Origin of the sequence: Sphingomonas sp. PAMC 26617, from assembly GCF_000242835.1 — a bacterium.
Classification (GTDB): domain Bacteria; phylum Pseudomonadota; class Alphaproteobacteria; order Sphingomonadales; family Sphingomonadaceae; genus Sphingomonas.
Genome location: NZ_JH594425.1, coordinates 91711 through 116575 on the forward strand (window position 1 = coordinate 91711; position 24865 = coordinate 116575).

Genomic DNA, 24865 nt, shown 5'->3' on the forward strand with positions numbered 1-24865 from the left:
ACGAACGCCAGGATAGCCATGGAGGCCGCCCGCCTATATAGCCGGGGCATGGTCATCGATAGACGAAATATGCTGCGCTGGTCGGGTGCCGCCACGGGCGCCCTTCTTTTCGGATCCTGCGGCCGGGCGTCCGCGGACGGTTCGGGCTGGCCGGGCCCATCCGTCCCGCCGACCACGATACCGAAATTGCCGATCGGCATGAACCTCGCGCCCTTTTCGGACTATGCAGGCGGCTTTCCCTTTCGCAACCTGATGTGGGGTGCCCGCCCCTGGATGACGCACAACGCCGATGGCGGCGGCCCCTGGAGCACCAATCAGGAGCAGGCCTTCACGTTTGACACCAATGGGTATCCGCTGGAAGTCCCCGTAAAGAGTGCTGGCGGGCTTCCGCGACAATCGGTCTTCACACTTCTCCCGAATACCTTGAAGCCCGGCAAATATGTTCTGCTGTACGACGGCGACGGCAGCATCGCTGGCGTGATGGAAACTCGCGTCGTCAGCCAGAGCAAGGGTCGGGTCCTGCTTCAAATGTCTCACAACGGGAAAATCGTCGAGGGCATTTCGATCGCGCGCTCCAACCCAGCGGACCCGGTGCGCAACATTCGCATCGTGGCGCTGGCCGACGAGCATGTCGATCTCGCCGCGAATCCCTTCCTGCCCGAATTCGTCAAGTTCTGCAGTGCATTCCATGCGTTGCGCTTCATGGACTGGGGCGCGACGAACGGGTCGGTCGAGGAGGAATGGGCCAGCCGCCGGCGTCCGACCTTCTATACGATGATCGGGACCAGCGGCGACCCGGGCGAAACGGGGGAGCATGCGATGACCCCGTACCAGCGTCGCTTCTCTGGGGGTGCAGCGCATGAAGTAATGATCGCGCTGTGCAACAGGGTCGGCGCCGACGCCTGGTTCTGTATTCCGCACCGCGCGACCGACGAATATATCACCGAGTTCGCGAAGCTGATCCACGCAAAGCTCGATCCCAAGCTGAAAGTCTATATCGAGGTCTCGAACGAGATCTGGAACTGGCAGTTCAAGCAGGCGCACTGGATGCTGCACTCGCGACGTCTCGGCGACCTGGTCGAGGCGAAGGGCGGCAAGGCCTGGGAAGATCCCGCCAAGACCAAGGGCGCGAACCATCCCGAACGGATCGGCATGCTGTTCGGGCACGCGTTGCAGACGTTTCACACCGCATGGCCCGCACGCGACCGTGGACGCGTGATCCGTGTCTGTGCCACGCAGACGGGATGGCTCGACGTCGCGTTGCGGACGATCGACACATGCGTGGCGAATGGCGGTTGCGATGCCGTCGCACAAACGGCCTATTTCGGCCCGGGCGTCCCCGAATACGATCGCTGGCAGGCGCGTGGCGCGGCGTTGACGGGCGAAGAAGTCATCAACGACATGCGCAGCGTGGTACACCAGCAGACCCTGGGCGGCGCTGCCCTCGACGCCGCGCGGCATGCGCAGAAACTGGGCCTGAAATATATCGTCTACGAAGGCGGGCAGCATATCCAGCCGAAGGGGCAGGCCGACCTTCCCTATAATCCCGCATTGGGGGCCGCACAGTCGCTTCCCGGGATGGAGGATCTGTATCTCGATATCCTCAGGACCGAAGTTCATCTGGGCTGTTCGCTGTTCTGCGCATTCAACAGTGTGGGCGGCTACGGGTCCCGGTTCGGGAGCTGGGGACATAAGGTCAGCTATGACCAGCCCGATTCCGAATCACCGAAATTCCGCGCGTTGGTCGCCGCGAACGTTCCCCGCACCTAGCGGGGAACGGGTCGACGGTATCCGGCGCAGCGTCAGCGTTCGCGCAACGCCGATGTCCGCGCTTCGTCGATCGGGCTGGTAAGGTAGCTGAAGAAACTGCGGTTGCCGGTCACGATATCGGCAGTCACCATCATGCCGGGGGTGACCGGTACGGTACGGTCGCCGCGCGAAATCGTCATCCGATCGAGCGCCACGCGCAGCACATAGACCGGGCCGAGCTTCTCGTCGTCGACCGCATCGGGACTGACCCCGAGGACATGCCCGGGGATCAATCCGTAGCGCGCGAACGGGAAGGCCTCGAGCTTGACCCCGACCTTCTGGCCAGCGCTCACGAACCCGGCGTCGCGGTTGAGCAACCTGACCTCGGCGACGAGCTTCCCGTCGCCCGGCACGACCGTCATGATCGGCTTCGCCGCCTCGACCACGCCGCCTTCGGTATGCACCGAAAGCTGCCCGATCGTCCCCGCGACCGGCGCGCGCAGCGCCTGCAGCGTCGCGCGCTGCGTCGACTTGAGCAGCTCGTCCTGCCGCAACCGCATCTCGGCGGTGGACTTGACCAGTTCGTCGAGCAGCGCGGAGCGCGCGTCAGCGCGTGCCTTTGCCGAATTGCTCGCGGCCCCGCCCGCCTGCGCGGTTGCGCGGCGGATCGACTGCAGCGCCGAATCGCGGTCGCGCACCTGCCCGATCCGCTCGCGGCGCATCTCGAGCACCTTCATTTTCGAGACATAGCCCTTGGCGAGCAATTGCTCGTTCGCCGCAATCTGTTCGTCGAGCAGCGGAAGCGTTTCGGTCAGCTTGGCGACGGCGGCTCGTGCCGCGCCGATCTCCGCGCTGGCAACCGCATTGCCCGCGACCTGCGCCTGGATCGACGCCTGCACTTCCGCCAGTTTGGCGCGCGCGAGCGATTCCTGCAGCGCCGCGGCAGACGGCTCGGTCCCCGCAGGGGCCGCAAAGCGGAAGCCCTTGCCGTCGAGCGCATCGACCACGGCGCGCGTCCGCGCGACCTCGAAGGAGACCGTCTCGAGCGACTTGCGCGCCTGTGCCGCTTCGGTGGCGGAGAAGGTTGGGTCGAGCAGCACGAGCACCTGCCCCTTTTTCACATGGTCCCCGTCATGGACGAGGATCCGGCGCACCACGCCAGCCTCGGCGGGCTGGACGAGCTGGACCGCGCCGGTCGGCACGATCTTCCCTTGCGCGGACGCGATGATGTCGGTCCGCCCAAGCGTCAGCCACAGGCCGAGCGCAGCCACACCGGCGAGCAGTACCTTGGCGGTGATCCGCGCGGTCGGCGACACCGGCCGCTCGATCACCTCCAGCGCGGCAGGCAGGAAGGCGGCGTCGTCGATCCGCAAGCGGCCGGCGGAACGCGCCTTTTCCTCGGCGAGCGTGGCGGTGATCATCCGCCAGTTGGTGGTCAGCCTGTTCATGCGGCGATATCCTTTAGACCCGATTGGCGACGGTGGAGTTCGGCGTAGCGCCCGCCCAGCCTCAGCAGCTCGTCATGCGTCCCGACCTCGACGATCTTGCCCTTCTCCAGCGCGACGATGCGGTTGCAGTCGCGCACGGCGGACAGGCGATGCGCGATCACCACGACGGTGCGCCCCTTGGAGATTGCACTGAGATTGTTGCGGATGATCTCCTCGCTCTCGGCATCCAGCGCGGACGTCGCTTCGTCGAGGATCAGGATCCGCGGATCGGTGACCAGCGCGCGCGCGATCGCGATCCGCTGGCGCTGACCGCCCGACAGGTTGACCCCGCGCTCGACGATCGGCGTGTCATAACCCTGCGGCTGCTGCAGGATGAAGCCGTGCGCCCCCGCAAGGTTCGCCGCGCGCATCACGCGGTCGAGCGGCATCGCCGGATTGACCAGCGCGATATTCTCGCGGATCGAGCGATTGAACAGGATGTTCTCCTGCAGCACGACGCCGATCTGGCGGCGCAGCCAGGTCGGGTCGACCTGCGCGATATCCATCCCGTCGATCAACACCCGACCGCTTTCGGCGAGATACAGCCGCTGGAGCAGCTTGGTCAGCGTCGACTTGCCCGACCCCGACGACCCGACGATCCCGATCGATTCCCCGGCCGCGATCTCGAGCGACACGCCCTCGAGCGCGGGCGGGCTGTCGACTGCGTAGCGGAAGCGCACCGCATCGAAGCTGATCGCGCCCTTCATCGACGGGAGCGTGACGCGCGAGCTCGCCTGCGGCTCGACCGGATGGTTGAGGATGTCGCCGAGCCGTTCGACCGAGATGCGGACCTGCTGGAAATCCTGCCACAATTGCGCGAGGCGAATGACCGGCCCCGATACCCGTTGCGCGAACATGTTGAACGCGACCAGCCCGCCGAGCGTCAGCGCGCCGCCCATCACCGCTTTCGCGCCGAAGAACAGGATTGCGGCAAAGGTCAGCTTGGAGATGAGTTCGACCGCCTGGCTGCCGGTGCTGCCGAGGTTGGTGACGCGGAGCGACGCGGCGCTGGTCGCGGCAAGCTGGCGTTCCCAGCGGTCCTGCCACTGCGGCTCGACCGCGGCGGCCTTGACCGTCTGGATCCCGCTCACGCTTTCGACCAGCAGCGCATTGCTCGCCGCGCCGCGTTCGAACTTCTCCTCGATCCGCCGACGAAGCGTTCCCGTGACGGCGACGGACACCACGACATAGCCCACCAGGCTGACCGCGACGATGCCGAACAGCGGCGGCGAATAGATCAGCATCGCCACCATGAACACGCCGATGAACAGCGGATCGACCAGCACGCTGAGCGACGCGGTCGTCAGGAATTCGCGGATCGTCTCGAGCTGGCGGACGCGCGTGACGGTGTCGCCGACGCGACGCTTCTCGAAATAGCTGAGCGGGAGCGCGAGCAGATGGCGGAAAAGCCGTGCGCCCAATTCGACGTCGATCTTCTGGCTCGTTTCGGAATAGACCCGGCTGCGGATCCAGCCGAACATCGTCTCCCACACCGACACCGCGACGAAGCCGATCGCGAGCACGTTGAGCGTCGTCTGCGCATTGTGCGCGAGCACCTTGTCGATCACGTTCTGGAACAGCAGCGGGGCGGCAAGCCCGAGCAGGTTGAGCGCGAAGGTGATCAGCAGCACTTCGCCGATCAGCCGGCGATACCGGACGATCTGCGGTACGAACCAGCTGAGGTCGAACCGCCCCTTCCCCGCGCCCCGCGCCTCGCGCGTGGTCAGCAGGATCAATTGGCCGTCCCACAATTCGTCCAGTTTCGCGCGATCGACCTTTTCGACTTGCTGGCCGGGGCGCTGGATCAGCACGCCATCGTCGACCAGCCGACCGATCACGAACCACCCCCCCGGGCCGCTGGCGAGGGCGGGCAGCGGCTGCCGCGACAGGCGACCGGGTTCGACCATCACCGACTTTGCCTTCGCCCCATCCTGCCGCCGCGCAAGACGGACGATATCGCCGGCCGTCAACGGATCGGCGTGACCGAGCTCGTGGCGCATCTGTGCGGGATCGACCGAGACGTTGAGGATCGCGAACAGGATGGCGAGCGCGCGCGGCCCGGTCTCGGGATCGATCGCGGGTGCGTCCGCAGGGCCGTAAGCTTCGGTCAATCGACGTTCGACGCTATCGTGCAGTTTCATGGATGCGGACCTGACAACCTTGGGATGCCGCGGATGTGCCCGACAATGGTAAAGATTGCGGTAACGAAGCTGCCAGGCCGCACCTAAATACCGTATTTTTCGCGAGTCTTGAAGCGGCCACGACGGCCGGCGCGCGTGCGTGGGGCGTTTGCGCAATTTTATTTGCGAAATTGCCCTTTCCGGGCGTCGCTGGCTCTTTTCGTTTGAGGATCGATATGCCACGATCCGAAAACGGCGCACATAACGATGTACCGGAAAAGAAGTTCCTTTAGGAGAGTGAGAGAGTTGATGATGATGGCCGCCACGCTTTCGTGCCCGGGTCGCGCCGCTCACCGCATTCCAGCCGCGCGTCCCGCGACGCTTCGCAACGCTGATCGACAACCGATCGATATCTTCATCGAAAATCTCTCCGTCGTCGGCTTCGGCATGTCCACCACCGCGGATCTTTCGCTGGGAACGTTCGTCAGCTTGCAGCTTGCCGGCATTGGACGACGGGACGTACGGATCGTGCGCCGTCTGGGCCTGAGTTATGGATGCGAATTCGTGGCTCCGCTCGACGCCTCCGAACTCGCATCCGCGGTCGGGGCGGGCGCGGTGCTCAGCGGCAAGTTCGGCGCCGATGACGCCAGCATCTCGGGCCGGTCACCGTCGACGCGGTTCCATCCGCTTGGTCGCGTGGCCGTTCTCCTCATGGTCAACCTCGTGCTGTGGAGCACGATCGTCTGGGGCGTTCGCACGATCCTCGTATGATCGGTCGCGGGGGGTGGCTATTGCGTGCCCGTCCCCGTCGTCCGGTCGCGCTCGCCGACCGAGGCTGGACGCTCTCCGCACCGGCGCGGCGTTGCACCCCAACAAAAGCGTGCGCGATCGGTGTGACAACGGTGTAGGCAGACTGCGTGCTTCTCTTCTGGATCCTCGCGGCCACTGCCGCCGCCTACGCCATCCTCGCCGCCTGGCGAATCTCGCTCGGCACCGGCACCGAGCGGGCACCGACGCTGGTCCTCGCGTTCGTCGGCATGTCTGCCTGGGCGGTCTCCGGGCTCGTTCAGGATCCGGTGGTCATCGTGCTCGCGCAACTGCTGCGCAACCTCGCCTGGCTGGCGTATCTTGCCAACGCGACCCAACCGCTGGCCGACGCACCCGGGAGCCGGTCCCACAGCGCAGCGCTGCTTGCGCTGCTCGCCGTCCTCGGTGCCGCGGCCGCGATAACCAGCGCGGTACAGGTCACGGATTCGTCGAACGGCTTGCCCTGGCTGGTCGTGACGATCGCCCTTCGGCTGCTCTTCTCGATGGGCGGGGTCATCTACCTCCACAGCCTGTACAATGGCCTGACCAGCAGCAGCGGAACCGGCTTCCGCCTGATCCTGTTCGGGTTGGGCATGTTGTGGGCGTACGACCTCAATCTCTACACCGTAGGGCTGCTGGGGTATAAGGTCGCCGAACCGCTCGCGGCCGGGCGGGCAGTCGTCGCGCTGCTGCTCGTCCCGCTATTCCTGCTCGCGGCGCGCCGGCAGGAACATTGGAAGATCGCCCTATCACGCAAGGTGACGTTCCAGTCACTCTCGCTGGTCGCGATCGGCCTGTATTTCGTCAGCATGTCGCTGATCGCCCGGTCCGAAATGCTGTTCCAGGGGTCGGCGGGGCCGGTCCTGGCGATTGTCGCCGTCGCCGCTCTGTCCGCGGCAGGCGCGCTGCTGCTGTTCTCGACCCGCGCGCGGGCGTGGTTCAAGGTCATCATCGTCAAGAACCTGTTCAGCCACCGCTACGACTATCGTGCCGAATGGCTGCGCTTCAGCGCGACGATCGCCGATTCCGCGGGGACCGCGCTATCGCTCGAGGAACGGGTCGTGAAGGCGGTCGCGGACGTGACCGAATCCCCCGCCGGGTTGCTGTTGCTGACCAGCGACCGCCGCAGCTTCGACGTCGCCGCCGCCTGGTGCTGGGGTCACCGTGCGCCCCCGCCGAGCGGCGCGGTCCGCTTCCCCGACGCCGAACAGGACCTGCTCGAACAGGGCCTGATCGTGACGCTCGACCCCGAAGCGCACCGCAGCGACGCCTCGGTCGACACGATCGCGGACGCGTGGGTCGCGGTGCCGCTGATCTGGATGTCGGCGATGATCGGCGTCGTCATCCTCGCCAAGCCACGGTTGCAGCGCGCGCTCGACTGGGAGGATTTCGATCTGCTGAAGGTCATCGGCCAGCAGGCCGCGGTCCATATCTCGGATTCGCACAAGCAACTCGAACTGGAGGAAGCGCGGCGCTTCGAGGAGTTCAACCGGCGCTTCGCGTACATCATCCACGACATCAAGAACGTCGTCAGCCAATTGTCGCTGCTCGCCAGCAATGCGCAGCAACACGGCTCGAACCCCAAGTTCCAGGCCGAGATGAACCGCAGCCTGACCAGCGCGGTGCAGAAGATGAACGTCCTGCTGTCGCGGCTGTCGCCCGACCGGGTGCTGCAGACCGCGCCACCCGCGAGCATCGATGTCGACGCGCTGATCGGCGCGGTCGTCGGCGGGCGAGTCGGGCAACGCTCGCTGTCGGTCGGCACCCCTTGCGCCGCGCACGCGCGCGGGGATCTCGAAAAGCTCAAGCTCGCGCTAGAACACCTCGTCCAGAATGCGATCGAGGCGAGCCCGGTCGACCAGCCGGTGGTCGTCGCCGCGACGCGCAACGCGACGCACTGCCATATCACGGTCACCGACAGCGGCGTGGGCATGTCCGCGGACTTCATTCGAAAGGGCTTGTTTAAGCCTTTCGTGTCAACGAAGGGCGGCGGCTTCGGGATCGGGGCCGCCGAGGCGAAAGCGCTCGTGACGGGGATGGGCGGATCGTTGCGCGTGGCCAGTACCGAGGGCCATGGCAGCGTCTTCACGATCGAACTTCCGCTCAGCGACGCGCGCGATTAGGTAAGCACGGATATGGCCGACACGAGCGAAAAACAGAAGCTGCTGATCGTCGAGGACGACCTCGACCTGCAGGCCCAACTCGAATGGGCGTTCACCGAATATGACGTGGTCGTCGCCGGCGACCGTGCCGCCGCGCTGACCGCGCAGCGGACCGAGAACCCCGCGGTCATCACGCTCGACCTCGGCCTGCCGCCAGATCCCGACGGCACGTCGGAGGGCTTCGCCACGTTGCGCGAGCTGGTCGCGCAGAACCCGGCGGTCAAGGTGATCGTCGCCTCGGGGCACGAGGCGCGCGAGAGCGCGCAGAAGGCGATCGCGCTGGGGGCGTATGATTTCTACTCCAAGCCGATCAACATCACCGACCTGAGCCTGATCGTCGGGCGCGCCTTCCACCTCGCGCAGATCGAGGCGGAGAATCGCCGGCTTGCCGAGCAGGCGGACCAGCTTGCGAGCGCGGAGGGGATCATCACCGGCGCGCCGCAGATGCTCACCGTCCTGCGCACGATCGAGAAGGTCGCCGACGTCGATGCCTCGGTGATGCTGCTCGGCGCATCGGGGACCGGCAAGGAATTGCTCGCCAAGGCGATCCACACCAAGAGCGCGCGCGCGCGGGGCAATTTCGTCGCGATCAACTGCGCGGCGATCCCGGAGACGCTGCTCGAATCCGAACTGTTCGGCCACGAGAAGGGCGCGTTCACCGGCGCGGTGAAGGCGACGGTCGGCAAGATCGAGATGGCCAATGGCGGCACGCTGTTTCTCGACGAAATCGGCGACGTGCCCTTCGCGATGCAGGTCAAGTTGCTGCGCTTCCTGCAGGAACGCGTGATCGAGCGAGTCGGCGGCCGCAAGCCGATCCCGATCGACGCGCGCGTCGTGACCGCCACGCATCAGGACCTGACGACGCTGATGCAGGAAGGCCGGTTCCGCGAGGATCTGTATTTCCGGCTTGCCGAAATGGTGATCCGCATCCCCTCGCTCGCCGAACGGCCGGGCGATGCGGTGCTGCTCGCGCGCTTCTTCCTGCGCAAGATGAACACGGGGAAGCAGGCGCGGATCAAGGGTTTCGCGCCGGATGCGCTGACCGCGATCAACAACTGGCCGTGGACGGGGAACGTCCGCGAGCTCGAGAACCGGATTCGTCGCGCGACGATCATGGCGGAAGGATCGATGATCACCGCGCAGGATCTCGATTTCGAGCAGACCAGCGTGGCGATGGAGCGCACCGAATTGCGCGTCGCGCGCGAACGGGCGGATCGCTCGGCAATCGCGGCGGCGATCGCGCTCAACGACGGCAACCTGTCGGCGGCGGCGCGTGACCTCAACATCTCGCGCCCGATGCTGTACGATCTGCTCAACACCTACGGCATGGCGAAGAGCTAGAGCCGCCTCCCCCGTCACCCCGGCCTTGTGCCGGAGTGACGGGGGTTGGCGAAGCGCTTCGTTACCGGTTGCCGAGCTTTGCGCGCTCGAGCATCGGCTGCCACCACGCTTCGTTCGCAAGATACCAGCCGAGCGTATCGGCAAGGCCACCCGCGAAGTCGCGCGCCGGGGTGTAGCCGATCTCCGCGCGTGCCTTGCGCTCGTCGATCGCATAGCGGCGGTCATGGCCCTTGCGATCCTCGACGAAGGTCTTGAGCGTGTTCGTCGGCACGCCGCGCGCGGCGGGCGCATCGGGGTAGCGCGCGGCAAGCGACGGATCGGCGGCGAACGCCGCATCGACGCTGCGGCAGATCTCGTCGATCACCGTCAGGTTGGGCACTTCTTCCCCGCCACCGATGTTGTAGACTTCGCCCGGGGTCCCGCGCTGGAGCGCCGCCTCGATCCCGCGGCAATGGTCCGACGTGTGGAGCCAGTCGCGCACGTTCATCCCGTCGCCATAGATCGGCAGGTTGCGCCCGTTGAGCGCGTTGATCAGGAACAGCGGGATCAGCTTCTCGGGAAACTGGAACGGACCGTAATTGTTCGAGCAATTGGTCGTCGTGACATCGAGACCGAAGGTGTGGTGGTACGCCCGGACGAGATGATCCGCCCCCGCCTTCGACGCCGAATAGGGCGAGTTGGGCGCATAGGGCGTCGTCTCGCTGAACGCCGGATCGTTCGGCCCGAGCGAGCCGTACACTTCGTCGGTCGAGACGTTGTGGAAGCGGTGCGGCGTACCGCTGCCGCTGTCGAGCCACACCGTCCGCGCGGCGCGGAGCAGGCTGTGCGTGCCGAGCACGTTGGTCGTGACGAACGCGTCGGGGTCGAGGATCGAGCGGTCGACATGGCTTTCCGCCGCGAAGTGGACGACCGTGTCGATCTTGTGGTCGCGCAGCAGCGACGTCACCAGATCGGTGTCGAGGATGTTGCCGTGGACGAACTCCACTGAATCGAGCCCGCCGAGGTTCTCGCGGTTGCCCGCATAGGTCAGCGCGTCGAGCACGACGACCGCGTCGTCGGCGTGGTTCTCGCGCCAGTAATGCACGAAATTCGCGCCAATGAACCCGGCGCCGCCGGTGACGAGCAGATTAGCCATTCTTGCGGATCTCTTCGAGCATGAGGATCAGATTGTCGCGCCACGGGGTCGCCGGGCGACCGAGCAGCGCATAGGTGGCGGTGCAGTCGAGCACCGAATAGGCCGGGCGCTGCGCCGGGGTCGGATAGTCGGCGGTCGGGATCGCGAGGACCGGCACTGCCTTTTCGAGCAGACCAGCCGCCAGCGCTTCGTCCTGGATCGCGACCGCGAAGTCGTACCAGCTCGCCTGTCCGCCATCGCTGAAGTGGTAGAGGCCGGTCGTGCCCTGCGCCGCGAGCGACCACAGCGCGGATGCCAGCGCCGGCGCATAGGTCGGGCAGCCGATCTGGTCGCCCACCACGCGCAACTGCGGATGCGCCGCCATCAGCCGCAGCATCGTCCGGACGAAATTGCCGCCGACCGGGCCGTAGAGCCACGCGGTCCGAACGACCAGCGCCTCCGGCCCCGCCGCCTGCTCGCCGGCGCGCTTGGTGCGGCCGTAGACCCCGAGCGGAGACGCGGGCGCATCCGGCGCATAAGGCGTGGTCGCGCTGCCATCGAACACGAAGTCGGTCGAGACATGGACGAGCCGCGCTCCCGCCGCCTTCGCCGCGGTCGCAAGATACCAGACCGCATCGGCGTTGACCGCCTGTGCGGTCGCCGCATCGCTCTCGGCTTTGTCGACCGCGGTATAGGCCGCGGCGTTGAAGATCACATCGGGCGCGACCTCTGCGACGAACGCCGCGACCCGCGCCGCATCGGTGATGTCGACCGTGTCCTGATCACAGGTGACGATCTCCACGCCCTCGGGCGCGGTCGCGACGAGCGCATGGCCGAGCTGCCCCCCGGCTCCGACGATCAGCGCCTTCATGCCGCAGCGATCTGTTCGAGCGTCCGGCCGACGCGGTCCTTCGCGGACAGGATCGGATCGATCCCGTCGAGCGGCCACTCGATCCCGACTGCGGGGTCGTTCCACAGCAGCGCATGCTCATCCGCGGGCGAATAGGCGCTGGTGCACTTGTAGAGGAAGTCGGTGTTGTCCTCGAGGCAGAGGAAGCCGTGCGCGAGGCCCGGCCCGATCCAGAACATGCGCTTGTTCGCAGCGCTCAGATGCACCCCGACCCATTGGCCGAACGTCGGCGACCCTTTGCGGATATCAACCGCGACGTCGTACACCGACCCCGAAACGACGCGCACCAGCTTCCCCTGCGGGTTCGGCTGCTGGTAATGCAGCCCGCGCAGCACGCCGCGCGACGACCGGCTGTGGTTATCCTGGACGAAGGTCCAGTCGAGCCCCGCCGCCTTGAACGACGCCGCGTTCCAGCTTTCGAGGAAAAAGCCGCGATCGTCGCCAAACACCTTGGGCTCGAGGATCAGCACGTCCGCAAGCGCGGTTTCGATGACGTTCACCATTGCGCGTGATCCTCTTGCAGCAGGCCGAGCAGATAGTCGCCATAGCCGCTCTTGCGCAACTCACCGCCAAGGCGTTCGAGCTGGGCTGCGTCGATGAAGCCCTTGCGCCACGCGATTTCCTCGGGGCAGCAGATCTTGAGTCCCTGGCGTTCCTCGATGATGCGGACGTAATTGCCCGCGTCGATCAGCGAGTTGTGCGTGCCGGTGTCGAGCCAGGCGTAGCCGCGCCCCATGATCTCGACGTTGAGGTCGCCCGCGTCGAGGTACATGCGGTTGAGATCGGTGATCTCGAGTTCGCCGCGCGGCGAGGGTGCAAGCTGATGCGCAAAATCGACCGCGCGCTCGTCGTAGAAATAGAGGCCGGTCACGGCATAATTCGACTTGGGGTTCTTCGGCTTCTCCTCGAGGTCGATCGCTGCGCGCGTCTTGGGGTCGAACGCGACCACGCCGTACGCCGAGGCATCGCGGACATAATATGCGAAGACCGTCGCGCCGGTCGTGCGCGCGTTCGCCGCATCGATTAGCCCCGGCAGGCCGTGGCCAAAGAAGATGTTGTCGCCGAGCACCAGCGCGGACGGCTTGCCGCCAACGAAATCGGCGCCGATCAGATAGGCCTGTGCGAGGCCGTTCGGCTCGGGCTGGACCGCATAGGTGATCGAGATGCCGAGCCGGCTGCCGTCGCCGAGCAACCGCTGGAACGCCGATTGCTCATGCGGGGTGGTGATGATCAGGACCCGCCGGATCCCCGCGAGCATCAAGGTCGACAACGGGTAATAGATCATCGGCTTGTCGTAGACCGGCATCAGTTGCTTCGAGGCTGCCTGCGTCAGGGGATGCAGGCGCGTGCCCGAACCGCCCGCCAGGATGATGCCGCATCGTTCCGCCGTCATGCTGTATCTTTCTTCCGTTGCCGCAAGGCGGCGCCGCATTGGCGGGGCACACCGTTGGTTTGGGCCTATCCAAGAACGGCGCGGCGTCCAAGGCGATACTGCTTGGCGGTGGCGGAAAAGTGCCCGGTTCTGGCGGCGTCCGTCCGGTTTGCTACCCATTTCACCGGACGCTTGCGACTTGTACGCGTCCGACGGTCTTCGCCGGTCAGATAGGATCGGAAGTCCGCGGCCGCTTGAGCACGATATACAAGGCTCCTGCCCCGCCGTGACGCGGATGCGCCGCGCGGACCGCAGCGATGGCGGCGGCGTGGCGCGATCCGGCGAGCCAGTCCCCGGTTGCGGCGCGGATCGCACCGCGGGCATGCGGTCGCTCGCTGGCTGGACGCGGCGGCTTGCCGGTGACGAGCAGGATCGTGCGATCCCCGCTGCGGATCGCCATCGCCAGCGCCGCGTCGAGCAGGTCATAGGCACTCGCGAGCGTATGGCCGTGGAGATCGACCGTCCGATCGGGTGACACCAGCCCGCGCGACAGCCGCTTGTCCCACGATCCGTCGAGCGTGTTCGACGGGGTGGCGGCTTTGGGCGGCGCAGGCCGGGCCGCGGTCGACCGAGGGGGCGGCGCAGGCTTAGCGGTGACCACGAGACGGTGCGGCTTGGGCGGAATGGTGGTCGGCGCCGCGGTAGCGACCGGTTGCTTCGGCGGCGGCGCAGGTTCGGCGGGGCGTCGGACGATCGGGCGGACGCCGGACATCACGCGCACCCAAAGCGCGGCTTCGTCAGGGCTGAGCGATCGGTGCCCCATTGGCCCTCTCCCCCGTCAGGCGCGCGACCGTGCCAATCGGCAATAGCAGGAACGCGGTGCCGCGCGCAGACATCCCACCCGCGGTCGCCTCGGCGTCCGGCCCTGCGCCCCAGAAGGTGTCGATCCGGTTCGCGCCCTTGATCGCACCCCCGGTATCCTGCGCGACCCACAACCGGCTGGCGTCGGCGCGGTCCATCGACAGGAGGATCGGCGCGCCCAAGGGGACGAATTTCGGGTCGGCGGCGGCACTCACTCCGCCCGTCACCGACACGCCGAGCGCACCCTTCGGCGCCCCCGTCTGTTCGCGGAAGAAGACGTAGCTTTTGTTCTCGCGCATGATCGCTGCGCCGTCTGCGGGATGGTCGTGGAGCCAGCCGACGATCCCCTGCATCGACGTCTGCCCCGGGCCGAGCAACCCGCGCTTCTTCATGAGTGCGCCGATGCCGGTGTAATCGCGTCCGTTCTGCGAGACATAGCCAACCCGGATGATCGACCCGTCGGGCAAGCGCAGCCGGCCCGACCCCTGGACCTGGAGGAAGAACAGCGCGACCGGATCCGCTGCATAAGCGATGATCTGGGCGCGACCGTTGAGCGATCCCTGTTCGATCGCAGTCCGGTCGTCATACGGCACCAAACCCGTGCCGGAGACCTTCCCGCGGACCTTGCGCCCCTTGAGCGTATCGCTGAACAAGCCAAGGTCGACCTCGATCAGGTCGCTCGGGCGGGCGTAGATCGGGACATCATAGCCAGGCTGGCGATCGCGCGCCGCGGCGATTTCGGGCTCGTAATAGCCGGTCGCGAAGGCTTGACCGCTACCGACCTGCACCGCCTCGAAATATTGAAGGAAGAACGCGCGGGCCGCGCCGTCGGCAACGCTCGCTGCCGCGGTGCAGGCGGGTTGCCAGTCGGTCCCCCGAGTCAGGCCGGAGGCATCGGTCCGGCGCTGCAACGCGGCACAGGAGGCGCGGAATGCCGACAAGGCGCGCGCCGCATCGTCCTCGCGGATGGGCAGCGTGGTCAACGCGGGGCCGGCGACAAACCCGGTACTGGCGGCGGTCAGAGCGCCTGCAGTCGGGGTTGCAGCAATCGCTGGCAGCGGGGTCGCCGGAACCGGGCGCGCCACCGGTGCCGGTCGCACGACTCCGACCGGCCTTGCCACTTGCCCACCACAGGCAGCCAGCAGAAACGCCAGGCCAAGCCCGAGCGCACGACGTCCCCCGGTCCTCACCTGCCTCACACCTCGTCGGTGTCGGCGAGCTTCCAGTTCGGATCATTGCTCTTGAGCGCCCGCGTAAACGTCCAGACGTCGTGCGTCTCGACCGCGTCGGTCATCGAGCCTGCGATGACGACCGAATCGGCATCACGCGTGATCGCCGCGATATCGGCGTCGAACCGGACCGTGATGCGCGCAAGCTTGCCCTCGAGCACGGCGTCCGCGATCACCGCGCGCTCGATCGAGACCAGACGGTTCTCGAGGCTGTGCCCGGCATCGTCGCGTTCCGCGATTGCTGCGACGAACGCATCGCGCACACTCTTCTCGGTCAGCCAGTCGAGCTGTTCCTGGTCACCCTGCCAGAAGGCCTCGAGGATCATGCGGTACGCGGCCTGCGCGCCTTGCAGGAAGCGCGCGACCTCGAACGACGAATCGGCCGCGATGATCGAACGAACCCCGGCCTCGGCCTTGGGTTCGACCAGACGGCTTGCGGGTTCGCGCGCGTCGGCGATCGCCTCGACCGGACGCGGGACGAGCGTCAGCGGCGTCCGTTCCTCGGCCGGCTTGGGCAAGGGCTGTTCGTGCCCGGTACGCTTACCGAGAACTCGATACAGTTGGAGCGCCATAAAACCGGCGATCATCGCGAGAATGACTAATAGGAACACGCGGCCTCCGGCGGGTTGGCAGACAGGGATACATAGGCGCAACGCACGAAGGTTTCAAATGATGCGCATTACCTAGCGGATCAGCGCCCGTTGAACTCCGCTCGCCCCCCTGCTACGCGCGCGGCTTCGACTGCGCCACCCGTGGCGACGTTATGACGGACATATTAAGGACGCGTTGCATGAGCGAGCAGGATGACGGCTTCATCACTTCCACCGGGATCTCCGGGGACCCCCTCGCCAATGGCGCCGATTCGGCCCCGGCCGCGGGCATGATCTCGCAGTACATCAAGGATTTCTCGTTCGAGAACCCGAATGCACCGGCGATCTTCCAGAACCAGACCGCGCCTGCGATCGACGTGCAGTTCAACATCGCGTCGGCGCAGGTCGGCGAGGACGTCTATGAAATCGTGCTGCGCATCGAAGTGAAGGCGGATGCCGACGGCCAGGTCGCGTTCCTCGTCGACCTTTCCTACGCCGGGCTGTTCGGCCTGCGCAATTTCCCCGCCGAGCATCTCCAGCCGTTCCTGCTGGCCGAAGCGCCGCGGCTGATGTTCCCGTTCGCGCGCCGCGTGCTCGCCGATGCGATTCGCGACGGCGGCTTCCCGCCGCTGCTGCTCGAGCCGATCGATTTCAGCGGCATCTTCCTTGCGCAGCAGGAAGCCGGCGCGACCGCAAACCCGCTCGGCTCGGCCTAAGCGGACCCTGTCCCCCCGGCACCGCGCCGGGGGGACGATCGGGCCGCGATTTCCCATGCTCTTCGAAAGCGCCCCGATCCGATGAACCTCACCCGCGCGCTCGGATCGATCGGCGGCCTGACCCTGGCGAGCCGGGTGCTTGGCCTCGTCCGCGATTCGCTGTTCGCGCGCTATGTCGGCGCAGGCTTCGCCTCCGACGCCTTCCTCGTCGCATTCCGCCTGCCCAACCTCTTCCGCGCGTTGTTCGCGGAAGGGGCGTTTTCGGCGGCGTTCATCCCGATGTTCAATCAGAAGGTCGGCGACACGGCGGGCGACGGCCTGCCGACCGGGCTCGCCTTCGCGCGCGACGTGCTGTCGGTGCTGCTGCCGATCCTGATCGTCATGACGGTCGTGCTCGAGCTTGCCGCCTGGCCGGTCACCTACATGCTGTCGGGCGGGTTCAACGACGTTCGCGCCGACCAGTTCGATTTCGCGGTGCTGCTGTCGCGGCTGACGATCCCGTATCTCATGCTGATCAGCCTCGTGTCGCTGCTGGGCGGCATCCTCAATTCGCTCCAGAAATTCTGGGTCAACGCCGCCGCACCGATCCTGCTCAACCTCACGCTGATTGCCGCGCTGTTGCTGTTCCACGCAAGCGACCCTTACGGCACCGCGCGCAACCAGGCGATCGCGGTGAGCATTTCGGGCGTGTTGCAGCTGCTGTGGCTGGTCTTGGCGTGCCGTGCCAACGGCGTCCGGCTCGGCTTCCGCCTGCCGCACGTCACCCCCGACGTGAAGAAGATGCTGTCGCTGATCCTCCCCGCCGCCGCGGGCGCGGGCGCGGTGCAGATCAACCTCGTCGTCTCGACCGCGCTTGCGGCGTCACTGCTGCCGCACGGGTCGGTCACCTATATCTATATGGCCGACCGGGTGAACCAGTTGCCGCTCGGGCTGATCGGGATCGGGCTCGGCACCGTGCTGCTCCCGCTGATCTCGCGCCAGCTTGCGGCGGGCGAGGATGCGGTCGCGATGACGACGCAGAATCGCGGCCTCGAACTCGCGCTGCTGCTCACCCTCCCGGCGACCGTCGCGCTTGTGCTGTGTGGTGCGCCGATCGTCGCGGCGCTGTTCGAGCATGGCAAATACAGCGCGCTCGACACCTATTATACCGCACAGGCGCTCGCCGCTTTCTCGATCGGGCTGCCGAGCTACATCCTGGTCAAGGTGCTGACCCCGGGCTTCTACGCGCGATCGGACACCAAGACGCCGGTCCGCTTCGCGACGCTGTCGATGGGGGTGAACCTGCTGCTCAACCTCGCGCTGATCGTCCCGCTCAAGCACATGGGTCCGCCGCTCGCGACCGCGCTCGCCTCGACCTTCAACGTCGTGCTGCTGTATCGCACACTGCGCCTGCGCGGGCATTTCGAGCCCGACGCGCGGCTCAAGCGGCGCGCGTGGCGGCTTGCGCTCGCAGCGCTGGCGATGGGGATCATCCTCTGGCTGCTCGAGGGGCTGCTGACGCCCTATACGCATGGCGGCTGGGTGATCCGGACCGGCGCGATGGTCGTGCTGGTGGCGGCTGGCGGGCTGGTCTATGCGATCATGACCTTCGTCCTCGGGGCGTTTACCCGCGACGATCTTTCCTTCCTGCGGCGCAAGCGCGCCTGACCTACGAGACCCTATCATGCGCGTCGTCTCCGGCATCCAGCCCACGGGCAATCTCCACCTCGGCAATTATCTCGGCGCGATCCGGCAATGGGTCGCGATGCAAGATGCGATGCCCGCGGGCGACGACTGCCTGTTCTTCCTTGCGGACCTGCATGCACTATCGCAGCCGGTGGTCCCCGCCGAGCTCGACGCGAACACGACCGAGATGGCGGCGACGCTGCTCGCCTGCGGGATCGATCCGGCCCGCGCGATCCTGTTCAACCAGGGGCGCGTGCCGGCGCATAGCGCGCTCCACTGGATCCTGGGCGGGACCGCGCGGATGGGCTGGCTCAGCCGGATGACGCAGTGGAAGGACAAGGCGGGCAAGAAGGGCGAGACGCAGAGCGTCGGGCTGTTCACTTATCCCGTCCTCCAGGCCGCCGACGTGCTGCTGTACCAGGCGACGCATGTGCCGGTCGGCGAGGATCAGAAACAGCATCTCGAGCTCGCGCGTGATATCGCGGTCAAGTTCAACGGCGATTATGGCGACACGTTCGTTCTGCCCGAGCCGCTGATCTCCAAGGCGGCCCCACGGATCATGAGCCTGCGCGATGCGAGCGGGAAGATGTCGAAGTCGGATCCGTCGGATGCGTCGCGGATCAACCTGGTCGACAGTGACGAGCTGATCCTCGCGAAGTTCCGCAAGGCCAAGAGCGATGCGGATGCGCTGCCGAGCGAAGTCGCGGGGCTGGCGGAGCGGGCCGAGGCGCGTAATCTGGTGACGATCTATGCGGCGCTCGAGGGGTCGACGCCCGATGCGGTGCTTGCGCAATATGCGGGCCAGGGGTTCGGCGCGTTCAAGCCCGCGCTGGCCGATCTGGCGGTCGCGACGCTTACGCCGATTCGTGAGCGGCTGACCGGTTTGCTCGATGATCGCGCGGCGGTGGGCGCGGTGCTGGCGGATGGTGCTGCGCGGGCGGCGACGCTGGCGGCGCCGACGCTGGCGGCAGCGCAGCGTGCGGTGGGCTTGCAGGTCTGAGGCTGAACGACCTCACTGGCGCTTCCCCGGCGAAGGCCGGGGCCCAGTCGTGGAACCGAAAAATGCTGGCGACTGCGCGCGGTTACCGCCGCCATCGCTATTGGGCCCCGGCCTTCGCCGGGGAAGCGCCTTTAGGGGGGGGCTTATCTAGCCCCCCAGCCTTACCCCTCGAGCTGCCGCATCAGCGTCCGCACCGAACTGTCGATCTCGTTATCCTTGTCGCGCAGATCCTCGATCCGGCGCACCGCATGGATCACGGTCGAATGATCGCGCCCGCCGAACTTGCGCCCGATCTCGGGGAGCGAGCGCGTGGTCAGGCGCTTTGCGAGATACATCGCGATCTGCCGGGGCCGCGCGACGACGACCGCGCGGCGTGCCGACACGAGGTCGATCGGCTTGATCTCGAAGTGCGCGGAGACCGCCTTCTGGATCTCGTCGATCGTCACGCGGCGTTCCGCACCGCGCAGCACGTCGCCGAGCGTCGCGATCGCGAAGTCGAGGTCGATCTCGACATTGCTGAGCTGCGCATAGGCAACGACGCGGTTGAGCGCGCCTTCGAGGTCGCGGATGTTCGCGCTGATCCGCGACGCGAGCAGGTCGAGCACCGCAACCGGAACGCGCGCGCCCGGCATGTCGGCGAGCTTGCGGTCAAGCACGCGGCGGCGCAGCGCCAGATCGGGCGCCTTGATGTCCGCAACCAGACCGCACGACAGGCGCGAGGTGATGCGTTGTTCGACGCCATCGAGCCCCTGCGGGCAGCGATCGGCCGAGATGACCAGACGCTTCCCCGCGCCCATCACCTCGTTCATCGTGTGGAAGAATTCCTCCTGCGTCGCATCCTTGCCCGCGATGAACTGGAGATCGTCGATCAGCAGCAGGTCGGCGGCGCGGAGGCGCGTCTTGAACGCATGCGTCTCACGGGTGCGCAGTGCCTGGACGAATTCGTACATGAACCGCTCGGCCGACATCAGCAGGACGCGCGCATTCGGCACCGCCGCCAGATAGGCCGCGCCGATCGCGTGCATCAGGTGGGTCTTGCCCTGCCCGGTGCCGCTGTGGAGGAACAGCGGGCTGAACCGCGGCACCCCCGGCTGCGCCAGCGCCATAGCGGCATTGTACGCGACCATGTTCGACGGATCGACCACGAAGCGGTCGAAGGTAAAGCGCGGGTCGAGCGACGGCTGCTCGATCGTCGGCACCGCGTCGGCGGATGCGACCGGCGCGGGTGCGGCGATCGTCTCGACCGTCACGACCTGCGGCGCGCGCGCGACCGTCTCGATCGAGACGCTGCGCACCGCCGGGATCAGGACGCGAAATTCCTGCAACAGCCGGTCGGCGTAATGATTCCGTACCCAATTCGTCATGAACGCCGACGGCAACCCGAGACGCACTGCGTCGAGATCGCTGTCGGGGATCAGAACGATCGGCTTCAGCCACTGATCGAACAACCGTACGCCGGACGATTCGCGAAGATTCGTCCGGACCGTGGCCCACGCGTGTGCAACCATGTCGTCCTGCGTCGTGCTGGCGCTATGGTTGTTCGCGATCGCTGCCCCCTGCCCCAAAGATGCCACGACAAAACCCTTCCTCGGCCCCCCAGCGATGCCGGCGGAGCCCTAACGTATTAAAGACAAAAACCCCCACAGCCGGAATCAAGTCCGCCTGAACGTGCCATTCGAATTGAGTCGCGAGACGATCGTCTGCGCGGTGGAGGGCCAGTTATGAAGAACGGCCCGAGTCTATCAAGGCCTGCCCCTGTCAGATTTTTGAAATAATCAGCATTGACTCGGATTCAGCCAAGGATTCGCGTCAAAAATCGCATAACGCACAGAAAACACGCGATTATTTATCGTTACACTTCCGTGAAGGTTATGCGAATCGCAGTAAAACGGGGCTTTCCAAAAACCATCCCAAAGAAGTTCTTGTGATGTTCTTGATTAGCGGAAAAGTCACCTTTTTGCAGTGCACAAGGCACGACAAAAAGCCCGCCGGACACTGTCCGACGGGCGAATTGTTGCAACGGCGAAAGCCGATTAAGCGAGCGCGGTAAGGCGCTTCGTCAGGCGCGCGAACTTGCGCGACGCGGTGTTCTTGTGGAGCACGCCCTTGGCGACGCCGCGCATCAGCTCAGGCTGAACCTGCAGCATTGCGGCAGCGGCTGCTGCCTTGTCGCCGGACTCGAGTGCCGCTTCGGCCTTCTTGACGAAGGTGCGGATTCGGCCGACGCGGTTGCCGTTCACCAGTGCCCGTGCAGCGTTGCGACGGATACGCTTTTTCGCCTGTGGCGTGTTCGCCATGAAGCCCTCTGACTTTAGAAATAAGAAAGGGCGGGAGATGTCTCCCGGCCCCGGAAGCCGCTGCCCTTACCGAGAAGCGTGTCCCCGGTCAATCACTATGCACAGAATTAGCGCTGACAAACCGGGCACCAGAACGTCGACCGCCCCCCTTCGGCATAGCGCTGAACCAACCCGCCACAGGCGCAGGGCTGCCCGTCCCGGCCATAGACCGCGAACTGCTTGGAAAAATATCCGAGCTCGCCGTCGGGCTTGGCATAATCGCGCAGGGTCGATCCCCCCGCCTCGATCGCGGCGAGCAGCACCGTGCGAATCGCAGGCACGAGTCGCTCGAGCCGGGCGCGCGACACCTTGCCCGCCGCGCGCTTGGGAGAGATGCCCGCAAGGAACAGCGCCTCGCACACATAGATGTTGCCCAGCCCCGCGACGATCCGCTGGTCGAGCAGCATCAGCTTGATCGAGGCGATCCGGTCCTTGAGCATCCGGTGGAGATAGGCCGCGGTCAGGTCGGGTCCCAAAGGTTCGGGCCCGAGCGCGAGGAACGCCGGAAACGCCGCAAGCGATTCGGTCGCGACCAGATCGACCGAGCCGAACCGCCGCGCATCGTTGAGCGCGAGCCGGTGCTGCGCGGTTTCGAGAATCAGATGATCGTGCGGCAACAGCTCCGCCGGATCGACTCGCCAGCGCCCCGACATGCCGAGGTGGAAGATCATCGTATCGCCGCGGTCGGTGTCGATCAGCCCGTATTTGGCGCGCCGCCCGAGCGCGGTCACGGTCGCGCCGGTCAGCCGTTGTCCGAGATCCTCCGGGAACGGCCGCCGCAGGTCGGGACGACGCAACTGGACCGCGGTAATGCGCTGCCCTTCGAGTACGGGGCGCAGGCCCCGCACGGTGGTTTCGACTTCGGGCAATTCTGGCATCGCAATCAGCTAGGTTGCGTTTGCCCGCGCCACAAGCACTGGCTAGAGCAGGCCGCATGACCGACCCCGCGCCCAGCACCGTCTCCTTCGGCTACGAAGACATCCCCGCCTCCGAGAAGACCGCCCGCGTCGGCGGCGTTTTCTCGAGCGTCGCGGCCCGCTACGACATCATGAACGACGCGATGTCGGGCGGCATGCACCGCGTGTGGAAGGATCGCTTCGTCCGCCGCCTCAAGCCGCGCGACGGCGAGCAGATCCTCGACATGGCGGGCGGCACCGGCGACATCGCGTTCCGCATCGCCGAATCGGGTGCGAGCGTGACGGTTGCGGACATCAACCCGCAAATGCTCGAAGTGGGCATGGAGCGCGCGGCAAAGCGCGGGATCGACGGACTCGTCTGGACCGAGGCGAATGCCGAGACGCTGACCTTCCCCGACCGCTTCTTCGATGCGTACACGATCGCGTTCGGAATCCGGAACGTGACCGACATCCCCAAGGCCCTGCGCGAGGCGCACCGCGTGTTGCGGCGGGGCGGGCGGTTCTTCTGCCTCGAATTCTCGACCACCGTGTGGCCGGGGTTCGCGGACGTGTACGACGCCTATTCGCACAAGGTCGTGCCGCAGCTCGGCAAACTGCTCGCACAGGATTCGGAGAGCTATCGCTATCTGATCGAGTCGATCCGGCGCTTCCCCGACATGCCGACCTTCGAGGGGATGATCCGCGACGCGGGCTTCGTCCAGACCGGGGTCGAGCCGATGCTGGGCGGGCTGGTCGCGATTCACCACGGCTGGAAGATTTGATGCGGCCGACCCAAAAAGCCCCTCCCCTTCAGGGGAGGGGTTGGGGTGGGGCCGTAGTGGGTCATTGCGCCTACGCCTGCCCAATCACCCAGCACTGCCCCACCCCCAACCCCTCCCCTGAAGGGGAGGGGAGAAGAGCATGACCGCGCCTGCCGTCCATCTCTGGCGCCTGCTGAAATGGGGCCGCATTCTCGCGCGCCACGGTGCCCTGCAAGGCATCGAGCGCGACCTCAACACCCCTGCCCCGGTGCGCCGCCTCGCGCGGATCGCACGGTTCGGTGCGCGCGTGCCCAAGGTGCCGCGCTATGCCGATGCGCTCCAGGCGATCGGTCCCGCCGCGATCAAGCTCGGCCAGACGCTGGCGACTCGCCCCGACATGGTCGGCGACGCCGCCGCGCTCGACCTGATGCGGTTGCAGGATGCGCTGCCCCCCGTCCCGTACGAGACGATCCACGCCGCGCTGACCCGCGCGTTCCAGCGCGACCCGGCCGAGTTGTTCCGGTCGATCGAGCCGGTGCCCGTCGGCGCCGCGTCGATCGCGCAGGTCCACCGCGCGGTGACGACCGATGGCCGCACCGTCGCGATCAAGGTGCTCCGCCCCGGGGTCGAGGAAGACTTCACCCGCGCGATCGACACGTATGAATGGGCCGCCGCGCAGGTCGAGGCGATGGGCGGCGAACTGTCACGGCTTCGCCCACGCCTGACGATCGAGACGTTCAAGCGCTGGACCGCGCGCGAGCTTGACCTGCGGCGCGAGGCCGCGTCCGCGTCCGAGCTCGCCGATTCGATGGAAGCGGAGCCCGACTTCAAGGTTCCGACGATCGACTGGCAGCGCACCACCGGCAAGGTGCTGACGCTCGAATGGATCGACGGGATCAAGCTGTCGAACCGCGCCGCGCTGATCGCGGCAGGCTACGACCTGCCCAAGCTCGCCGACACGTTGGTCCACGCCTTTTTGCGCCAGGCGATCGCGGAAGGGTTCTTCCATGCCGACATGCACCAGGGCAATCTGTTCGCGCTTCCCGGCAACAAGATCGCCGCGATCGACTTCGGCATCATGGGCCGGATCGACCGGCGTGCGCGGGTGTGGCTGGCGGAGATCCTCTACGGGCTGATCACCGGCAACTACAAACGCGTCGCGGAGATCCATTTCGAGGCGGGCTATGTGCCCTCGCACCACAATGTCGCCGAGTTCGCGACCGCTTTGCGTGCGGTCGGCGAGCCGATGCGCGGGATGGCGGTCAAGGACATGTCGATCGGGATGATGCTCGACGGGCTGTTCAACATCACGCGTGATTTCGACATGCAGACCCAGCCGCACCTGCTGCTGCTGCAGAAGACGATGGTGATGGTCGAGGGCGTGGCCACCAGCCTCGATCCCGAGATCAACCTGTGGGATGCCGCCGCGCCGTTCGTGCGGGAGTGGATCCGCACCGAGCTCGGGCCGGAAGCGGCGGTCGCGGACCGGATCGTCACCGATCTGCGCACGTTCGCGCGGCTGCCCGACCTGATCCGCAACATCGAGCTGCGCTTCCCCAACCCGCCGGGCGCGCCGCCCGAGCCGCCGCTGCGGCACATCGAGATCGTCCGCTTCGGCGGCGGCTGGCGCTATGCCACGGTCGCGATCGTCAGCGCCGCCGCCAGCCTCGGTATCGGATGGGTGCTGTGGGGGTAGCCACGCCGCCGCCGACGACCCCGCGGCCGCCGCTCTGGCTTGCCGGACCGTCG

General features: G+C 66.5%; 21 protein-coding genes. 9 read left to right on the forward strand and 12 right to left on the reverse strand.

Annotated features, from left to right (window positions below):
• The first annotated feature begins 198 nt into the window (after positions 1–198).
• Positions 199–1770, forward strand: coding sequence for a hypothetical protein (locus RH91_RS00385; protein ID WP_037478413.1), 1572 nt, complete (start codon positions 199–201; stop codon positions 1768–1770).
• Between the two features lie 32 nt (positions 1771–1802).
• On the opposite strand, the gene RH91_RS00390 is transcribed toward RH91_RS00385, so the two are convergent.
• Positions 1803–3197 carry an HlyD family type I secretion periplasmic adaptor subunit gene (locus tag RH91_RS00390; RefSeq protein WP_010160475.1) on the reverse strand — a complete coding sequence of 465 codons (1395 nt, stop codon included), beginning with the start codon at positions 3195–3197 and terminating at the stop codon, positions 1803–1805.
• Complete coding sequence (locus tag RH91_RS00395) at positions 3194–5377, reverse strand: type I secretion system permease/ATPase (protein WP_010160476.1); 2184 nt, start codon at positions 5375–5377, stop codon at positions 3194–3196. The genes RH91_RS00390 and RH91_RS00395 overlap by 4 nt, the downstream gene beginning before the upstream one ends.
• A 294-nt stretch (positions 5378–5671) precedes the next feature.
• On the opposite strand from RH91_RS00395, the gene RH91_RS00400 reads away from it, so the two are divergent.
• The 3 genes from RH91_RS00400 (at position 5672) to prsR (ending at position 9666) form a co-directional block, all read left to right on the forward strand.
• The gene (locus tag RH91_RS00400; RefSeq protein ID WP_010160477.1) at positions 5672–6127 is read left to right on the forward strand and encodes a PilZ domain-containing protein; all 456 of its coding nucleotides are present in this window, start codon (positions 5672–5674) and stop codon (positions 6125–6127) included.
• A gap of 146 nt (positions 6128–6273) precedes the next feature.
• The gene (gene prsK, locus RH91_RS00405; protein ID WP_010160478.1) at positions 6274–8286 is read left to right on the forward strand and encodes an XrtA/PEP-CTERM system histidine kinase PrsK; all 2013 of its coding nucleotides are present in this window, start codon (positions 6274–6276) and stop codon (positions 8284–8286) included.
• 12 nt (positions 8287–8298) lie between these two features.
• Positions 8299–9666, forward strand: coding sequence for a PEP-CTERM-box response regulator transcription factor (gene prsR / locus RH91_RS00410; protein ID WP_010160479.1), 1368 nt, complete (start codon positions 8299–8301; stop codon positions 9664–9666).
• Positions 9667–9727: 61 nt separating this feature from the next.
• Here the strand turns inward: prsR and rfbB are convergent, their stop codons facing one another.
• The 7 genes from rfbB to RH91_RS00445 form a co-directional block, all read right to left on the reverse strand.
• Positions 9728–10801: a dTDP-glucose 4,6-dehydratase gene (gene rfbB, locus RH91_RS00415; RefSeq protein ID WP_010160480.1), complete on the reverse strand. Its 1074-nt coding sequence runs from the start codon at positions 10799–10801 to the stop codon at positions 9728–9730.
• On the reverse strand, positions 10794–11651 hold the full coding sequence (gene rfbD / locus RH91_RS00420; protein ID WP_010160481.1) for a dTDP-4-dehydrorhamnose reductase: 858 nt from the start codon (positions 11649–11651) through the stop codon (positions 10794–10796). The genes rfbB and rfbD overlap by 8 nt, the downstream gene beginning before the upstream one ends.
• Positions 11648–12193: a dTDP-4-dehydrorhamnose 3,5-epimerase gene (rfbC, locus tag RH91_RS00425; RefSeq protein ID WP_010160483.1), complete on the reverse strand. Its 546-nt coding sequence runs from the start codon at positions 12191–12193 to the stop codon at positions 11648–11650. The genes rfbD and rfbC overlap by 4 nt, the downstream gene beginning before the upstream one ends.
• The gene (gene rfbA, locus RH91_RS00430) at positions 12187–13083 is read right to left on the reverse strand and encodes a glucose-1-phosphate thymidylyltransferase RfbA (protein WP_010160484.1); all 897 of its coding nucleotides are present in this window, start codon (positions 13081–13083) and stop codon (positions 12187–12189) included. The genes rfbC and rfbA overlap by 7 nt, the downstream gene beginning before the upstream one ends.
• 205 nt (positions 13084–13288) lie before the next feature.
• The gene (locus RH91_RS00435; protein ID WP_010160485.1) at positions 13289–13885 is read right to left on the reverse strand and encodes a Smr/MutS family protein; all 597 of its coding nucleotides are present in this window, start codon (positions 13883–13885) and stop codon (positions 13289–13291) included.
• The gene (gene mltA / locus RH91_RS00440; protein WP_051116703.1) at positions 13860–15068 is read right to left on the reverse strand and encodes a murein transglycosylase A; all 1209 of its coding nucleotides are present in this window, start codon (positions 15066–15068) and stop codon (positions 13860–13862) included. Before mltA ends, RH91_RS00435 begins: the two co-directional genes overlap by 26 nt.
• A 50-nt stretch (positions 15069–15118) precedes the next feature.
• Positions 15119–15763 carry a Tim44/TimA family putative adaptor protein gene (locus RH91_RS00445; protein WP_029623484.1) on the reverse strand — a complete coding sequence of 215 codons (645 nt, stop codon included), beginning with the start codon at positions 15761–15763 and terminating at the stop codon, positions 15119–15121.
• A gap of 179 nt (positions 15764–15942) precedes the next feature.
• Here RH91_RS00445 and secB point away from each other — a divergent pair, with 179 nt between their 5' ends.
• The 3 genes from secB (at position 15943) to trpS (ending at position 19123) form a co-directional block, all read left to right on the forward strand.
• Positions 15943–16458, forward strand: coding sequence for a protein-export chaperone SecB (secB, locus tag RH91_RS00450; RefSeq protein WP_010160488.1), 516 nt, complete (start codon positions 15943–15945; stop codon positions 16456–16458).
• Between the two features lie 81 nt (positions 16459–16539).
• Positions 16540–18105, forward strand: coding sequence for a murein biosynthesis integral membrane protein MurJ (gene murJ, locus RH91_RS00455; protein ID WP_010160489.1), 1566 nt, complete (start codon positions 16540–16542; stop codon positions 18103–18105).
• A 16-nt stretch (positions 18106–18121) separates the two neighbouring features.
• On the forward strand, positions 18122–19123 hold the full coding sequence (gene trpS / locus RH91_RS00460) for a tryptophan--tRNA ligase (protein WP_010160490.1): 1002 nt from the start codon (positions 18122–18124) through the stop codon (positions 19121–19123).
• Between the two features lie 161 nt (positions 19124–19284).
• On the opposite strand, the gene dnaA is transcribed toward trpS, so the two are convergent.
• From dnaA to mutM, 3 genes are all read right to left on the reverse strand, one after another.
• Positions 19285–20688 (reverse strand): chromosomal replication initiator protein DnaA, encoded by a 1404-nt coding sequence (gene dnaA / locus RH91_RS00465; protein WP_010160492.1) that lies wholly within the window; start codon positions 20686–20688, stop codon positions 19285–19287.
• 468 nt (positions 20689–21156) lie between these two features.
• On the reverse strand, positions 21157–21420 hold the full coding sequence (gene rpsT, locus RH91_RS00470) for a 30S ribosomal protein S20 (RefSeq protein WP_010160493.1): 264 nt from the start codon (positions 21418–21420) through the stop codon (positions 21157–21159).
• 107 nt (positions 21421–21527) lie between these two features.
• On the reverse strand, positions 21528–22337 hold the full coding sequence (gene mutM, locus RH91_RS00475; RefSeq protein WP_010160494.1) for a bifunctional DNA-formamidopyrimidine glycosylase/DNA-(apurinic or apyrimidinic site) lyase: 810 nt from the start codon (positions 22335–22337) through the stop codon (positions 21528–21530).
• A 56-nt stretch (positions 22338–22393) separates the two neighbouring features.
• Here mutM and RH91_RS00480 point away from each other — a divergent pair, with 56 nt between their 5' ends.
• Together RH91_RS00480 and ubiB are read left to right on the forward strand one after the other, a co-directional pair.
• Positions 22394–23137: a class I SAM-dependent methyltransferase gene (locus RH91_RS00480; protein ID WP_010160495.1), complete on the forward strand. Its 744-nt coding sequence runs from the start codon at positions 22394–22396 to the stop codon at positions 23135–23137.
• A 139-nt stretch (positions 23138–23276) separates the two neighbouring features.
• A complete protein-coding gene (ubiB, locus tag RH91_RS00485; protein WP_010160496.1) occupies positions 23277–24812 on the forward strand; it encodes a 2-polyprenylphenol 6-hydroxylase in 1536 nt (511 codons plus the stop codon).
• Positions 24813–24865 lie beyond the last annotated feature (53 nt).

Excerpts from the sequence above, each read along its gene's own strand:
- RH91_RS00385 (WP_037478413.1), top strand. The coding sequence starts at position 199 with ATGAACCTCGCGCCCTTTTCGGACTATGCAGGCGGCTTTCCCTTTCGC.
- RH91_RS00390 (WP_010160475.1), bottom strand. The coding sequence starts at position 3,197 with ATGAACAGGCTGACCACCAACTGGCGGATGATCACCGCCACGCTCGCC.
- RH91_RS00395 (WP_010160476.1), bottom strand. The coding sequence starts at position 5,377 with ATGAAACTGCACGATAGCGTCGAACGTCGATTGACCGAAGCTTACGGC.
- RH91_RS00400 (WP_010160477.1), top strand. The coding sequence starts at position 5,672 with ATGGCCGCCACGCTTTCGTGCCCGGGTCGCGCCGCTCACCGCATTCCA.
- prsR (WP_010160479.1), top strand. The coding sequence starts at position 8,299 with ATGGCCGACACGAGCGAAAAACAGAAGCTGCTGATCGTCGAGGACGAC.
- rfbB (WP_010160480.1), bottom strand. The coding sequence starts at position 10,801 with ATGGCTAATCTGCTCGTCACCGGCGGCGCCGGGTTCATTGGCGCGAAT.
- rfbD (WP_010160481.1), bottom strand. The coding sequence starts at position 11,651 with ATGAAGGCGCTGATCGTCGGAGCCGGGGGGCAGCTCGGCCATGCGCTC.
- rfbC (WP_010160483.1), bottom strand. The coding sequence starts at position 12,193 with ATGGTGAACGTCATCGAAACCGCGCTTGCGGACGTGCTGATCCTCGAG.
- rfbA (WP_010160484.1), bottom strand. The coding sequence starts at position 13,083 with ATGACGGCGGAACGATGCGGCATCATCCTGGCGGGCGGTTCGGGCACG.
- RH91_RS00435 (WP_010160485.1), bottom strand. The coding sequence starts at position 13,885 with ATGGGGCACCGATCGCTCAGCCCTGACGAAGCCGCGCTTTGGGTGCGC.
- secB (WP_010160488.1), top strand. The coding sequence starts at position 15,943 with ATGAGCGAGCAGGATGACGGCTTCATCACTTCCACCGGGATCTCCGGG.
- murJ (WP_010160489.1), top strand. The coding sequence starts at position 16,540 with ATGAACCTCACCCGCGCGCTCGGATCGATCGGCGGCCTGACCCTGGCG.
- trpS (WP_010160490.1), top strand. The coding sequence starts at position 18,122 with ATGCGCGTCGTCTCCGGCATCCAGCCCACGGGCAATCTCCACCTCGGC.
- rpsT (WP_010160493.1), bottom strand. The coding sequence starts at position 21,420 with ATGGCGAACACGCCACAGGCGAAAAAGCGTATCCGTCGCAACGCTGCA.
- mutM (WP_010160494.1), bottom strand. The coding sequence starts at position 22,337 with ATGCCAGAATTGCCCGAAGTCGAAACCACCGTGCGGGGCCTGCGCCCC.
- RH91_RS00480 (WP_010160495.1), top strand. The coding sequence starts at position 22,394 with ATGACCGACCCCGCGCCCAGCACCGTCTCCTTCGGCTACGAAGACATC.
- ubiB (WP_010160496.1), top strand. The coding sequence starts at position 23,277 with ATGACCGCGCCTGCCGTCCATCTCTGGCGCCTGCTGAAATGGGGCCGC.